The sequence below is a fragment of the Planctomycetota bacterium genome (assembly GCA_016235865.1).
GTDB lineage: Bacteria > Planctomycetota > MHYJ01 > JACQXL01 > JACQXL01 > JACRIK01.
In genome coordinates this window covers 33869-47959 of record JACRIK010000002.1, presented here as the reverse complement: position 1 = coordinate 47959, position 14091 = coordinate 33869, and the positions used below count along the sequence as shown (strand labels likewise).

Here is a 14091-nt window from a genome sequence, read left to right as displayed (position 1 = left end):
ATTTATTCCTTCAGGAAAAATCCCTTGGCAAAACGGTATTGCCCGGTATAGGTCCGAATCTGCGACAGGACCGTGGCGTCGTAATTAATTGCCGAAATATCGCCGCTGCCAATAACATTGGCATTGCCTTTGACAATCACCGAGCCGTTGATTTGTGACGGCGCCAGCTGCTGGTAATTGCCGGCGCAATAAATGATGCCGTTATAAGAAGAACCGCTGTTGGCGGCAATAATCACATTGCCGGTGCAATAGAAAATCCCGGTGCCTTTCAGCGGCCGGCTGGAATTAAAGGTCGCGCCGCCCGGACCGCTGTCAAAGAAGACAATCTTGTAATTGGGTATCGGAACCGGAATATCATTTTCATTGGTGACATAATAATCCGCGATGGACTTCAATTCATCCTCGCTCATCCCGAAGACGCTCGAACAACTGTCATTATAAGGGAGAGGGATAGGGTTAGTCGCCGGGGTCCCGGTAACCGTGGAGCCGGCGTCAAGCGTCAGTGTGCCCGAACCGGTCCGGTAGGCAATTCCCGTTTTAGTATTGCCGATAACCTTACCTTTATTTCCGATGGTCGTGCTGCCGGCGTTATAGGTGCACAGCGCGGCCTCAGCCGGCAGGACCATGCTCACCCGGCGGATATCAACGGCCAGGATATTACGCGCCAGAACCTGGTTGGGCCAGACGTTATATGCCTTGGTCGGGTCTAACCTGCGGTAGATATATCCGATGCTCTCGATATTCCAGATCGTGCCGGCCCCGGCAAACCCGCGCTGGGATGAGATATCGGTCACCGTGCTGCTGATAACCTCGTAGCGGCCAAAGATATTGGCGCTCTGGTCCATATCAATCTCGCGGACGATGCCGATAGTCGGGTCATCGGTGTCATTAACGATCGGGATAGACACCATATCGCGCTGAGGGGTGAAAGCAATCACCGGCTGGGTAGTCTGGCGCCGGAACCAGGCTAGGGCGTCAAACAGCCCGGCCTTGGCGATGCTCGGGGTCTGGCCGTAATGCTGAATCTGGCTCTCCAGCACGCCGGAGGTCATCTCCAGCATTGAAATGCCCACCAGGATGGTGCTGAGCATCAGGGTCATGGCCAGCATGGTCCAGACCAGCGCTACACCCCTATCGCTATCAATAGAAATTCTCATAAGCACAATCCTTATGAATAACACCCACAGATACCCATCCCGGTGCTTCCCATGCTTGCTTCCATAATAAATATAACCTGTTGACATCGTTTTGTCAAGTAGAAAATAATATTTATCTGTTTATTTTACTTGGCCACCCCCCCCCTCTTTTCCCGCTGAAAAAAGGGGATTTAATGGAAAATCCAAAAATAAAGTGAGCCGGCCACCCCTTTTATTCGTTTATATATGGTAATAATATACCTGAGTTAGAGATTGCCACGGTCACCTACGGCGACCTCGCAATGACGGTCATTGCGAGAAGTCCCAACGGGACGACGAAGCAATCCCTAAACCTAACTGTAATAAGTTTATGAAAAGATTAGCCGTAATCGCCGGCGTATGCGCCTTGAGTTTATCGGCAATGGCCGAAACAAATCAACCGGCCAAAACACCAAAATCGGCTAACTCTGTTGTCCGAACCCATTATAAAATAACAAGTTACATCGTCAGGGGGGAGTCCCCCCACCCCCATCCGCCTGTTACATCCCCATTCAATTCCTTAGGCGCGGCATCTGATGGGCAAAGGAATGTCATTTGATTACCGAACGAACGGCATCCGAAATACGAACAGGCGCCGTCTCTTGTGAGCTTACTAAAACAATAAGCATATACGGAGCGCCGAATGTTATCAACCCAGACCGTATCTCTTGGCAAAGGAATACGGTCGGTCAAAAAACCGCCTAAAATCGGACGCAATCCGGTATAACCTGGAGGCGGTTATTCGTAAATCAGGTATTTGAAATCGGTGAATTGGGCTTTGCAGCGCAGCACGCTCAGGCCGGGAGCGCCGTAAAAACTCTTCCGGTCGCCGGTTTCCCCGCCGGCAAACCTTTTGCCCATAATAATCTTGGGACACCACAGCACATAAGGAATGTGCTGGGCTGGCAATACTAATTTCCCCGCCCCCACAGCACACCAAGAACATTAGGATTTACAGCCCGCCGTAGACCACATCTCAAGCATTACCACCACGATGTGCATCCTGTTTTCGGTTGTCATATTCTGTTATTCCTATTTTGTCTTCAGCGACATCCTGCCTTTACCTTCAACAATACAACGGAGCGCCATACCTTTATCCGTCTCATGACCCGGGTATTCGCCGCTTAACTTCATATCGCCGTCCAGTTCCACTTTTTTCGCCGCGCCATCCTTGAGCGCCAGCCAGGTAAAACCGTTCACAGCTATCTGCGCATTCAGGATATCATCCTGCCGGGCGGCAATCTGGCCTTCCAACTTAATCTTGGCGCAGTCAACACCGTCTATTTTCACCACCTCGGTAAAGGCGCATTTTATCACGCTGTTATCCTGTATGTCAAAGCGCATTCCCACCTCAGGCGATTTGTGGACATAACGAATCGGCCGCCCGTCTTTGAGCGCCAGCACCTGGGATATCACATCTGATTTGATTTCCCATTCATCTCCTATTTTCACCTTCTTATTGGGCGCGAAAAGGGCGAAGTTGCCATCGTGCAGGGTTACTAACGCCTGGGCCTCCGGCGATAATTCGTCTTTTGGCTTACTGCCGCCTTTTGTCCCGGCGGCGCTGGCCGGCTTTATATTTACATTGCCATCCTGGTATGATATTTCCAGGGTCTGTTTATCAATCGCGTCCGGCCGCGTATTCTCGTTTTTCTTCTCCGGCCCGGGTTCCATCGCGGCATTATCACCGGGTTTGACCGGCTCCAGGGCGGTTAAGACCGATGAGGCATATTCCCGCTTCATTTTTAGATTGTTAATATTGCCGTCAGGGTCTTTCTTGGCTTCTAATATTTGTTCATTAATCGTCCTGGCTATCTTGCTGGAAAACCTCATTACCGGATGCCGGCCAAAGGTAACCACCTTGACCTCTCCGGCAACCGAGAGTTCATAGGCGCATTGCCGCTTCTGTCCGCTTTCTACATGATAAACCAGGTTGTATTCCTTCCCGTCCGGCTTTTCTTCCGCAACTGTTACGCCCAGGTAAATCAGGCAGATTATCATAGTTACCACACCCCATGTTATCGTTCTATTCATAGATTACCTCCTCTTATCCCGTCCCGACATCACGGCAGAACGGGATTTAACTTTGTCCCTTTAGGGACGCAATTATCTTGTTTTAGTCCCGGGCATCTGCGAATACCATCTGCGCGGTATTTCCAGCTGCCGGGCCGATATTTTTTCCGGGACGAATTCCAGGATAGCCATTCTTTGGGCCATCCGGTCCAGCATCTGGGGATTGCCCATACCCAGCGCCTTGGCCATGTCCTCGGGTTTTTCCAGGATATTTATATGGCCCTCTAAATTCAGGGCTATCCAATTGGAATTGTTCCAGAACCACTGGTAATCCACACTTACTTTTTGGTTGACCCTGAGGCAGTCCATCTTCTGGCCTTTTTTATTGGAGTGCATGATGACATTACCGTTGGTATAAGACATCACGCTCATCGGTATGGAGTAGGGATACTCGGTATCTACGATGTTCAGCCGGCAGGCGCCGACGCCCTTGAGGATTGATTCCACCACCTTGGGGTCAACTCCGTCCAGCGATACCTCTTTGGCTAATGTGGAGCCGGATACCTCAACCGGCAGGTCCCTTGGCGCGACGGTATCATCAGCCGGCCCGCGCGACGGGGTTATCCAGGGCAGGCGCACGGCATAATTGGGGTTCGCCGGGTCGTTCATCTTCCGGCCGGAGATGGTCTCGGGCGTAATCCTGACGATAACAGTGCCGGCTAAATCCTTTGGAGCCGGGTAATTAAACCCGTCCTTGCCCAGGACTTTTTCGTATTCCTTAAGCCACTTGGAAATTTGCGCCGGGTCCTTGATTATCTCGGCCTGGCCGAAGACATTAGCGCTCCACCAGTGCAACTGGGTGTATTTGTCAACCGCGAAACAGACCTTGGGATTATTCTGGAGTGATTTGAAGATGACCGGCTGCGCGCCGGTATTCAGCGGGAAATAAAAACATTTATTCCGATAGAGGTAGTTCACCAGCGTTGAGCGGGGATAGCCATCGTTGACTATCAGGTATCCGGCCAAAGCCGAGCCCATGACCTCTTCCATCTCTGACTGGGAAGTGGCGCCCCGGTCTATGAAATCGTAGTTTAATACGGCCGCCGTTTGGGTCGGCTCCCCGCCCTGAAGGACGAGGCTCGCCAAAGGCTCCGGTTGCCCAGTGGTTAAAGAGGTTTGCGAGCATCCGCCGGCAATTATCAGTATGGTCGCCAATATGGAACCGCCAATAATTACTGCCCTGTTTCTCATAGAAATCTCCTTTCGGTTAATAAAACTATTTATGGTGGTCCGCTATTCCTAATTTTTCCAAGGCGGCCTGGGCGCGGGCGCCATAGGCCTCGTCGCTATTGTCCCGGATGAGTTTTATATCCGCTATGGCATTTTGAGATACCTTGTCCTGAGCGCCGAGTTCCGTTAACGCTATGGCGGCCCAGCCGCGCGCGCCGGCGTATTTGTCGTTTAATAACTTCACCAGCTCCGGAATTGATTCCGTGGCTTTAAGTTCGCCAAGCGTCGCGGCGGCAATCCCGCGTATCTCGTCATCTTTATCTGACAGAAGTTTGATTAGTTCTGCGGTGGCTATTGCCGTTGACTCTTTGACGTCGGCATTATCGCCCTTGCTAACCTGCTTCTTAAGCATCTTGACAAGGATTGATAACATCGGTTGTTTATGGTGCAGGATTTTAAAGTGGTCTTTTTCGGTCTGCATCGCGATAGAGTCCGTTATTGAGGTGGCTGTTATCGGCTGTTCTAAACCTATTGGCTGTTTATCCGTGCGGGTTGCCATCTCATTGCCGCCGGTGCCGACAGAAGCGGTTGAATCCTGGGGAACCGGGTTATCTTTGGAAGGTGATAAGAACACCAAGGTGACGGCTAACATCCAGACCGCCGCAGCGCCGGCGACAGCAAATCTCAATGCCCACCTGCGGAAAACAGTTCGGGATACCCGGTTCTTTACCCGAATATAAAAATCAGGCGCCAATGCGTGCGGACCCAGCGTCCTGCGCCATAATGTCTGCGCCTCTTTTAATGACTCTAATTCATCTCGGCATTCCGGACAGCCCTTTAGATGCAATCCGATTTCCGCGCGTTGTTTGGTATCTATCTCATTATCCAGATAGCCCAACAATTTGTCCCGCTCCAGTGGATGCTCACGGTCACTGCTGTGTTCGCTGGCGCGGTCACTGCGGTGTTCGCTGGCGCGGTCACTGCGGTGTTCGTTACTGAAATTACAGGTCATTTTAAACTATCCTTAATTTGTTTAAGGCAGAGATGGGCGCGATAGAGTTTGCCCCGCACCGCATCGCTGGTAATGCCTAACCGGTTCGCTATCTCGTCATAGGAAAGAGATTCCATATATTTCAGATTAAGCACTACCCGCTGGTCCGGTTCCAGTGAATTATAGACGCCCATGGCCTTCTTTATCCCCCGGGCAGTTTCCTCCTGGCCGTTAATAATTTCCATCGGATTATGGGACTTCGCCTCGGCTATTTCATTTCCCAATTCTTTAAAAGAGATGGTTTTCGTACGATATTTCCTGAGCCAGTTTAGAGAAACACGGTCAGTAATACCGTGGAGCCATTGAGCCAGTTTTAACGGTTCATTTAAACTCCGGATATTCTTAAACACCTCCACGAAAACCATCTGGACAATTTCTTCGGCATCCGTGAAATTACCCACCCGGTTATATGCGACGGAATAGACATAGGTTTTATAACGGTCCACCAAGGTAGTAAAAGATTGTTCATTGCCTTGTTGCAATCCCTGCACAAGGCATTCGGTATTTGACATCAACAACTGGCTCCTTAATTACTGCTTACCGTGTCTCTCTATAAGTATAGTAACAGCCGAAACGAAAAAGTCACGGGGAATTTAATTATTATTGAAGAATTGAATTCTTTCAAGTTCGGAAATTCCGGGACACCCGCCTGACCAGACATCCATTCGGGCAGGCCATACTCATTTACCGGGCAACGGTAAAGGGATGGGCGTGAGCAGGCGGCTATTCGTAAATCAGGTATTTGAAATCGGTGAATTGGGCCTTGCAGCGCAGCACGCTCAGGCCGGGAGCGCCGTAGAAACTCTTCCGGTCGCCGGTTTCCCCGCCGGCAAACCTTTTGCCCATGATGCGCTTGCCGTTCAGGTAACAGTCCACAAAGTCGTCGTCCACGATAATCATAAGCTCATTGACCTGTTTGGCGTCAAACCCGGCCGGCGGCGGGCAATTGGCAATGACATTGGGCATTAAAACCCTTCGGTCATTCTTGACATCCTGCTGTATGCTGAACTTGACTAATTCCACCCGGTTGGACCGGACGCCGAAAAGCAGGAACTGGTCGAAGCGGCCGCCGAACAGGATACCGGCGTTGACATCAGGCGGATTTTCTTCCAGTATCTGGACCTTGGCCGAAACCGCATAGGCGCCGCTGTTTAACTGGACGGTGTGCTTGTGAACCAGTAGGCTGTCCATGAATTGGCCGATGATGGCCCCGTTTTCCACGGTCCAGTTCGGGTTCTCGGCTTCCCAGTCCCCCAGATTAGCGCCGTTAAACAGCGGGGTCATTTTCTTGCCGGTTTCACTGAAAATATTGGTCCAGAGAGTATTGTATTGCTCTCTCATCGATTCCGGAATAAAGGGCTGGATAATGTTCATGATATCTATCAAAAGAGGGTCGGGATTGGCCTGGTTCTGTTCCAGCAGGGCCAGGTCGCGGGCCATGTATTTTTGGTTGAGCGCGTCAAATTCGTCGGCCAGCTTTTTGTATTCGGACTGGCCGGCGGCGATTTTCGGGAGCAGGTTTTTCCGGTTCATGCTCGGCTTGTCCAGGGCGTTAATCAGCCCGGCCGCTTTATTTAAATCGCTGATGCCTTCGGACATTTCCTTGTTTTTCCAGTAGAGCATGCCCCGCTCATAGTATATCTCCGGCATGTCCGGGGCTTCCTTGACGGCCTTGTCGAATAATTCCAGGGCGGCTACATAGTTTTTCTGCTTAACCGCTTCCAGGGCTTTTTGCAGGTATATCCCGGCGGATTGCTCGTCGGCCCGGAGCAGGGCGTTGAGGCAGACTGCGCCCAGGACGCCCAGCACTGCCCAGCCACAAAGTCGTTGGTAATTCATTTGATGTATTTCAGGTTCCGGAATAAGAACCGGCCGGTTTCGCCGGTCAGCCCGATGCCGCCCTCCAGGGAGTCAGCGCATTTATAATCGATGATAAGTTTATCGTTGAGATAGGCCTTGAGATTCTGGCCGGCCACGTCGACCATGAGTTTGTTCCAGTCGTCTTTTTGCAGGACGCCGGCCAGCGGCTCGGCCTTGAGTATTTCGTTCTTGCGCGAATCACCGGCCGCGTTGCTCAACCCGTAACTCATCAAGGCCAGGGTGCCCTCCCCCTGGATGACCACGGATTTATAGCCCTTGGCCCAGGCAATGGCCAGCCCGGCCGAGTATTGCGGGGTGTAGGTCTTGAGGACGCGGAATTCAACCGAGACCTTGTATTTATCCTTGCCCCAACCGTCGCCGTTGACGGAGCAAGCGATTCCCTGCGTGTCGCAGGTTAATTCGTCGTTTTCAGCCACCCATTCCTCCGGCTCATACCAGAACCACCGGGTCATATCGGAGACGTTTACCAGCGGCGTCCAGGTGGTGATAATGCGGTTTTTCCTGAGGTCTTCCAGCATTTTGGAGGCCTCGTCGTTTTTCTCAATCGCAATTACTCTTTTCAATGCCGATTCGGCCAGGCCGTTGTCTTTGGGTTGGACTTTTTTTACAAAGGCCATCAATTCCTTGGCGTATTCAAGTCGCAGGGCCCGGTAGCCCTTGCGGAACACGTCTGAATTGACCAGCATTTCATCGGCCCGCTTTCGGAGTTTCACCAGGTCTTCAGACGGCTTGGGGGTTTCGTCAATAAGAGTAATGCATTTTTTTAACGCGGTCCGGCCCTTGGGCAGGTCGTTTAACTTGAAATAGGTCTCGCCGATTTTGAGATAGGCCTCGGGCAGGTTCGGGGCTTCAGCAACGGCTTTCTGGTATAATTCCAGGGCCTGGTCGTATTTCTTCTGCTTCATGGCCTCGTCGCCCTTGGCCAGAAAGGCCTTGGCCATGGCTTCATCGGAGAAACCAACGCTGTTAATCAGGAAATAGGCCAGCAATAATCCGATGGCCGGATAAATGAATCCGCGTTTCATAATATTAATGCATACGTAAAAACGCGGTTAGTGTCAATAAAAATTGTTGGTTTTATGCCAAGGGGTTTCCGGGATACAGGATAAGGGTGGCTAATCAGGCCAGGGCGGTCAAGGCCGGCCATGCCGGGAAGCGGGCGCCCGCTTCCCGACACTGCCCTACCTTGCTCCTTTAGCAACATCCGCAGAAATCATGCAAGGCCTTAACTAAGGTCTTGAGTGATTCTGTCTTGGACGCGTCCTTGGCGGTTATCTCAACCTGGACGCCCTTGGATGTTTCCGTGACCTTGCAGTTGAGTTGCTCGCACAGGGACTTGGCATCCTTTCCGCAACAGTCGAACATGTCTTATCACCCCCTTTTGTTAGAGCCAGTTAGGAGTCCCACAGGGACGACCTTTACTGGCTCTTATCCCGATGAGCGTTAGCGACATCGGGGTTAGAGCGTTACCGTGTTTTATTCGCCACTATGGCCCCGCATGCATTCGGGACCGATTCATCTATTACTACAGTTCCAACACTATCGAACTATTTAGATAAAAAAACTACTTCAGGAAATCCTTAATGGCGTTGACGGCCTCCGGATTAATCCGGCAGCGATACATCTGTCCGTCCCGCTCGCAGGTAATCAAGCCGGCGTTCTGGAGTTCCTTGAAATGGTGCGAGACGGTGGACCGGGACAGGTTCATACAGCCGCAGACCTTGGTAAAGGCCTTTTCAATCACGGCCACCGGGCAGCAGGAATTTTCTTCAGCCGTAAATTTGGCAATGCCATCGCCCCCGGCCGCGCAACAGTCCTTGTAAATCATCATAAAAATCCTGAGCCGCTGTTCATTGGACAGAGCCTTGAATATCCTGACGTAGTTAGATTGTTTCATAACGATAGAACTATAACACGTGGCGCGGAGTTTGTCAATAGTTTGAGATATTTTTATGTAAATTTATTTCTGGGGTATGGCGCCGGGAAAGAAAGGCCGACGTCGCCCCGATTCCCCTCGCACATTCGTCACACTCGGTGTAAACGAGATTCGCTGCTGCTTAGCCAGAACGGTTTCTAACGAGGCAAGCTAAGGGATATAGATATAGTCTGTAGTTGGCAGTATATAGGGTAAATTCCCAGGTCGGATGAATAAGCCCGGCACCACTATGGTGCCGGGCCTATCATCAGGATTTATTTATTCTTGTCTTTATCGTTACCGTTTCCATTATCATTTCCATTACCGTTACCATTACCGTTGCCGTTGTCATCCCTATCATCATTGTCGTCATTATCATCGTCATTACTGCCACCGCCCCAAGCCGGCGCGTGGCCTTCGCTATTAATTAATCTCTCGCCTGTCCCATCCGTTTTGATTACCCAAATGCCTTTGCCGGCTGATAAGTCTTCATAAATGACCATCGTTCCGTCCGGAGACCAGGCCGGATTTACTCCCTTACGAGAGGACAGCGCTTTTTTGTTGCTGCCATCAGAGTTCATAGTCCATATCGACCAATCCGAGAAAGAGACACAGGCCATTTTAGTACCGTCCGGAGACCAGGCCGGATAGCCGGCCGCGGCTAATAAACGATATTCGTTAGCGCCATCCGCATTCATTACCCAGATACCGTTGTTTACCTCTCCGTGGTAACTGATTTTGGTGCCGTCCGGCGACCATTGCGGGAAACTCCCGGGGTTATTGGATAATTGACGGGCGTTCGTGCCGTCACTATTCATAATCCAGATACGGCGTTCAGACCCAGTCGTGCCGCCCACAAAATAGGCAATCTTCCGGCCGTCCGGGCTCCAGGTAGGCGCGCCGCCACTTGTGGTTAACTGTATCTTATTTGAACCATCCGCATTCATTGTCCAGATACCGGCATTATAATATTTACCAAACGTTATTTTCTGGCTGTCCGGAGAAAATTCGGCGGCCCAGCCAAAAGTGCTTAATTGTGTCTTTTCTGAACCGTCCGGTTTCATTGCCCAGAGACCGCTGCCATAATCAGAATGGTAAATAATGGACATGGGGGTCCCGGACGCGCTTTTCTTGTCGTCATTACCGTTACCATTGCCGTTATCATTGCCATTGCCCTGGTTGATGACGCGGATGGAGTCAGTGCCTTTTAACATATAGAAGCTGTTGGTGATTTTACCGGTAACCGTGAAGTTGACCGTGGCTTCGGCGCCCTTATCGCCATCGGTCCAGCCCAGTGATTTCTTGAGCGAGCTTTCCAAATTAGCCCGGTCGAGTTTTACCGTCAGTTCAACCACCCCATTTTGGTCGCTGTCCTTGACTTCGCTGGGCGCCGATGGGTCAGCCGTGTATTTGACCCCGAACTGGTCAATGACCAGGATAGAGGCCGGGTTAATCTGGTAGGCGCTGGCCCGGACGCCCTTGGGGATTTCTATTGAGACCGTGACCCAGCGGCCGTTGCTGGGGCTATTGAGGGTCCGCGGGGTAATCTTGACATTGACCGCAATGACCGGCTGGATATAGGTGACCCGCCGGACGGCCTTGGCAATATTGCCCGAGGCGTCGGTGGCCACGACCGTAATCGTGTTTAACCCGACGGCCAGATTAACCATTTTACGGAAATAACCGTAACCATCCAGCGCCGCGCTTTCCCCATTGACGGTCAGAGAGAAGACTCCCAGATTATCCGTGGCCTGGCCGTATACTATTATTCCCGGCATATAGACGGTTGTGTTATCAACCGGCGCCAGGAGTTTCAGGACCGGCGGCGGGTCTAACAGGGTGACCTTGCGGACCACCTTGGTCTGGTTGCCCGCGGCGTCGGTGGCGATGACGGTGACGGTATTGGAACCATTGGCCAGCCGGAGCATGGTGTAGAATGAGCCGCTGGCGGAAAGCGTTACCTTGGTGCCGTTGACGGTGACCGAGGCCAGGGCCACGTCGTCCGAGGCATTGCCGGACACGGCCACATTAGACGAATAGGTGACCAGGTTGTCAGCCGGCGAGTAAACGGTCAGCATGGGCGGATTGAGGTCGATCTGCTGGGTCTGGCCGGCGGTGACCACGACCTTTTGCGAGCCCAACCACAGCCAGGTGGTATAGTTATTGACATAGGCATAGGCCGAGAGATACCAGGTGCCGGGTTTGAGGATGAGGTTGCAGACGCCATCGGCGCCGGTCGAGTAGTTGGCCGAACTCCAACCGCCGAAAAGGTCATAACTATATCCATAGACATAACCCTGGCTTAGGGTAGCGCCGTTGACCTTAATGGTAGCCAGGACCTTGCCCGGCGAGACCGAGAAATTCATTCCGGACATGGTTTGCCCGGCCGTAAGTGTGGACGTCTTCACCAAACCCATTGAGGACTGGCCTTTGGGGAAAACCGCATAGGCCATCAATTGATAGGCGCCCGGGGCCAGCGTGATATCACACTCGCCCCTGCTTTCCCCCCGGCTCGGATAATAAGGAGCCACAGCGCTCTGGCCGGTAGTTGATATATTTGTATATAGCGGGCCATCGGGGGAATTAGTAATGCGCTGGTCATAACTGTAGCCGGAATATCCTTTATTGTCCGTAGACCATGCGTTAATCATGGTCCGCTGCATGGCCACGTCCTGGAGGGTCAGACTGCCGGTGGCCGTAAGCTTGATGCTACCGGCGGCATAGGCCGGGTTGATAATGATGTCGTTCTGGAAATTAGTTCCGGCCGTCAGGGTGACGGGCGGCTGCCAGGTCGAGAATAAATCATTGTAAGAGTTAAAATAAGCCCAGGTGCGGACGGACCAGGCGCCGGCCGGGACCGCGACCTGATAACTCCCGGGGAAGGGCACGTATTTGGAAAACTGCGCCGGCAAGGCGGATTCAGTTCCGTATACATTGACGTTTCCGCTTAAATTACCCAGTTTATAGACGCCGGAAATGGTGCAATTGGCGTTCAGATAAACGACCAGGTCAATTCCGTTAAGGGTTTGGCCGGCCAGCACGGTGGCGGCGCGGGTATTGGAACGGATATATACTCCATTGAAATAGGCCTGGGCATAGAGGGTTCTGGCGCCCGGCCGGGCCGGGAGCGTATACTGGCCCAGGGAATTTGCATAAGCGTAAGAACCGTTATCGGCATAAACATAGCGGCTGGCAGAGGTTCCGCCCTGGACAGTCACCGTGCCCTGCACGAAGCCCGGATTGAGGGTGAAATTAACACTGCCGGTTTCCCCGGCCTTGATAACCGCGGTGGCGTTTTCGCTGTAGCCATAGGCAGATAAACTGTAGCCGGCCCTGAGATAAGGGCTGACCGAAAGGGTCCAGTTTCCGCTTTGGCCGATGAATTTATAACTTCCGGTGGCATCAATGTAGGCGGTGGCCGAATAATACTGGCCGGCAGCATCGCGCATTGAGCCGGAGACTGATCCGCCGGTGACAGTGGCGCCCGGGACCAAAACCTTTCCGGCAATCGCGCCGGTATTGGCGGAAAAATCCGCGTTGGTGTTCGCGCTGGCCGAAACGCTGGTCTGGGCCTGGATCGCGCCGGCAGCCAGGCCGATTACCAAGAGAACCGTTACCAATATGGTAACCTGCACCCTATTCAGCTTTTTCATAAATCTCCTCCTCCCCGATTTCATCGGGATTTTCCGGTTTCTGTTCCGGTTCTATTTTCATTTGTTTAAGGATATCCATCAGGTCCGGAGGTCCCTCATGGACATCCCCGATAATAAATCCATCCTGGCCCGGCCCGTGGTTCCCGCCGAATGCTTCGGGAATCCCTTCGGGCGCCTGCCCCGGCAGTCCGTCAGGACTGGAAAAGGCCGGCAGCGGTATAATCGTAAAAACTATATTTTCCGGCGGGCGTTCATTGTCCTGGGAAACGAATGTGCCGGAGAATTGGAGCGGGGCCATGACACGCGGGATGCCGTTAGGTGCTCCCGGCGGCCCGGCCATCGGGCCGACCGGTGGCATTGATCCGGGGGTATCATTTATCAGGGCGCCCCGGAAGGTGCCGACATCCGGAATGATGAATTCCACCATCTCGGGCTGGACCGGAACCATCCGGGACATATCCTCAAACAAGGAGACGGGCGGATTTATAACGGCGGTCTCGTTTCCCGATCCGCTGGCGCCGCTGATTGACTCCGGCGCGCTGCTGTCTGATTTAACCAAGGTATCCGAGGTCTGAACCGGCTCGGTTGGTTCGGTCCGGCGCACGCTTGATTTGACCAGATAACCGGCGCGCGGCCTGGGCTGAGATACCTTACCTGATTCCGACTTTACAATCGATGGCGCGGTTATCTTTCGGTCTGACGGGCCTGGCCTTCCTATATAATACAGGGACAACCCCAGGAAAAGAATCATTCCCGCGGCAATCAGATGCCGGCTGTTAATTTTTAGGTTGCTCATAAAAACTATTCATTTCTTCACGGTCCGTTTTAGACCGGTTACGATTACAAATACTCTCAATTATATAGCAATTTCCATGCCAAAACTGCCCGCAGACGAGATTATTTTCCTCTCCCCCAGGGCCCGAAAAGCATACGATATTATTTAACTCCATGTATTTAATAAGGTTAAACATATTTATTCTTCGCGCCCCTTGTATTATTTGCGGCATAAATTCCGCTAAATCCGTTAAATTCTGTTGTTTTTCCGGTTACCATTTGGTAACCGCATTGCGAAACTGTGGTATTTTTGTTACTTTTTGGTAACAAGCTTTGACCCAAGTTGTAGATAATCATCCACACCAGGCAAAACCCAAACATAACCTATTTTTGTCACCA

At 52.1% G+C, this 14091-nt stretch carries 11 protein-coding genes; all 11 read right to left on the bottom strand.

Annotation, left to right across the window (positions count from 1 at the left end):
- Positions 1 to 2: 2 nt before the first annotated feature.
- Positions 3 to 1157 (bottom strand): hypothetical protein, encoded by a 1155-nt coding sequence (locus HZA49_01060; protein MBI5778032.1) that lies wholly within the window; start codon positions 1155 to 1157, stop codon positions 3 to 5.
- Between the two features lie 1050 nt (positions 1158 to 2207).
- Positions 2208 to 3209, bottom strand: a complete 1002-nt coding sequence (locus HZA49_01055) for a hypothetical protein (protein MBI5778031.1) — start codon at positions 3207 to 3209, stop codon at positions 2208 to 2210.
- A gap of 72 nt (positions 3210 to 3281) precedes the next feature.
- On the bottom strand, positions 3282 to 4439 hold the full coding sequence (locus tag HZA49_01050; protein MBI5778030.1) for a pyridoxamine 5'-phosphate oxidase family protein: 1158 nt from the start codon (positions 4437 to 4439) through the stop codon (positions 3282 to 3284).
- A gap of 25 nt (positions 4440 to 4464) precedes the next feature.
- The gene (locus HZA49_01045) at positions 4465 to 5430 is read right to left on the bottom strand and encodes a HEAT repeat domain-containing protein (protein ID MBI5778029.1); all 966 of its coding nucleotides are present in this window, start codon (positions 5428 to 5430) and stop codon (positions 4465 to 4467) included.
- Positions 5427 to 5981: an RNA polymerase sigma factor gene (locus HZA49_01040; protein MBI5778028.1), complete on the bottom strand. Its 555-nt coding sequence runs from the start codon at positions 5979 to 5981 to the stop codon at positions 5427 to 5429. Before HZA49_01040 ends, HZA49_01045 begins: the two co-directional genes overlap by 4 nt.
- A gap of 211 nt (positions 5982 to 6192) precedes the next feature.
- On the bottom strand, positions 6193 to 7308 hold the full coding sequence (locus HZA49_01035) for a tetratricopeptide repeat protein (GenBank protein ID MBI5778027.1): 1116 nt from the start codon (positions 7306 to 7308) through the stop codon (positions 6193 to 6195).
- Positions 7305 to 8375: a tetratricopeptide repeat protein gene (locus tag HZA49_01030; GenBank protein ID MBI5778026.1), complete on the bottom strand. Its 1071-nt coding sequence runs from the start codon at positions 8373 to 8375 to the stop codon at positions 7305 to 7307. The genes HZA49_01035 and HZA49_01030 overlap by 4 nt, the downstream gene beginning before the upstream one ends.
- A gap of 169 nt (positions 8376 to 8544) precedes the next feature.
- Positions 8545 to 8715 (bottom strand): hypothetical protein, encoded by a 171-nt coding sequence (locus tag HZA49_01025; protein ID MBI5778025.1) that lies wholly within the window; start codon positions 8713 to 8715, stop codon positions 8545 to 8547.
- 199 nt (positions 8716 to 8914) lie between these two features.
- The gene (locus HZA49_01020) at positions 8915 to 9247 is read right to left on the bottom strand and encodes a helix-turn-helix transcriptional regulator (protein ID MBI5778024.1); all 333 of its coding nucleotides are present in this window, start codon (positions 9245 to 9247) and stop codon (positions 8915 to 8917) included.
- 293 nt (positions 9248 to 9540) lie between these two features.
- On the bottom strand, positions 9541 to 12918 hold the full coding sequence (locus HZA49_01015; protein ID MBI5778023.1) for a PD40 domain-containing protein: 3378 nt from the start codon (positions 12916 to 12918) through the stop codon (positions 9541 to 9543).
- Entirely contained in the window at positions 12902 to 13714 is an 813-nt protein-coding gene (locus HZA49_01010; protein MBI5778022.1) for a hypothetical protein, read from the bottom strand. The genes HZA49_01015 and HZA49_01010 overlap by 17 nt, the downstream gene beginning before the upstream one ends.
- Positions 13715 to 14091 lie beyond the last annotated feature (377 nt).

Coding starts and splice junctions, on each gene's coding strand:
- HZA49_01060 (MBI5778032.1), bottom strand. CDS start 1,157: ATGAGAATTTCTATTGATAGCGATAGGGGTGTAGCGCTGGTCTGGACC.
- HZA49_01055 (MBI5778031.1), bottom strand. CDS start 3,209: ATGAATAGAACGATAACATGGGGTGTGGTAACTATGATAATCTGCCTG.
- HZA49_01050 (MBI5778030.1), bottom strand. CDS start 4,439: ATGAGAAACAGGGCAGTAATTATTGGCGGTTCCATATTGGCGACCATA.
- HZA49_01045 (MBI5778029.1), bottom strand. CDS start 5,430: ATGACCTGTAATTTCAGTAACGAACACCGCAGTGACCGCGCCAGCGAA.
- HZA49_01040 (MBI5778028.1), bottom strand. CDS start 5,981: ATGTCAAATACCGAATGCCTTGTGCAGGGATTGCAACAAGGCAATGAA.
- HZA49_01035 (MBI5778027.1), bottom strand. CDS start 7,308: ATGAATTACCAACGACTTTGTGGCTGGGCAGTGCTGGGCGTCCTGGGC.
- HZA49_01030 (MBI5778026.1), bottom strand. CDS start 8,375: ATGAAACGCGGATTCATTTATCCGGCCATCGGATTATTGCTGGCCTAT.
- HZA49_01025 (MBI5778025.1), bottom strand. CDS start 8,715: ATGTTCGACTGTTGCGGAAAGGATGCCAAGTCCCTGTGCGAGCAACTC.
- HZA49_01020 (MBI5778024.1), bottom strand. CDS start 9,247: ATGAAACAATCTAACTACGTCAGGATATTCAAGGCTCTGTCCAATGAA.
- HZA49_01015 (MBI5778023.1), bottom strand. CDS start 12,918: ATGAAAAAGCTGAATAGGGTGCAGGTTACCATATTGGTAACGGTTCTC.
- HZA49_01010 (MBI5778022.1), bottom strand. CDS start 13,714: ATGAGCAACCTAAAAATTAACAGCCGGCATCTGATTGCCGCGGGAATG.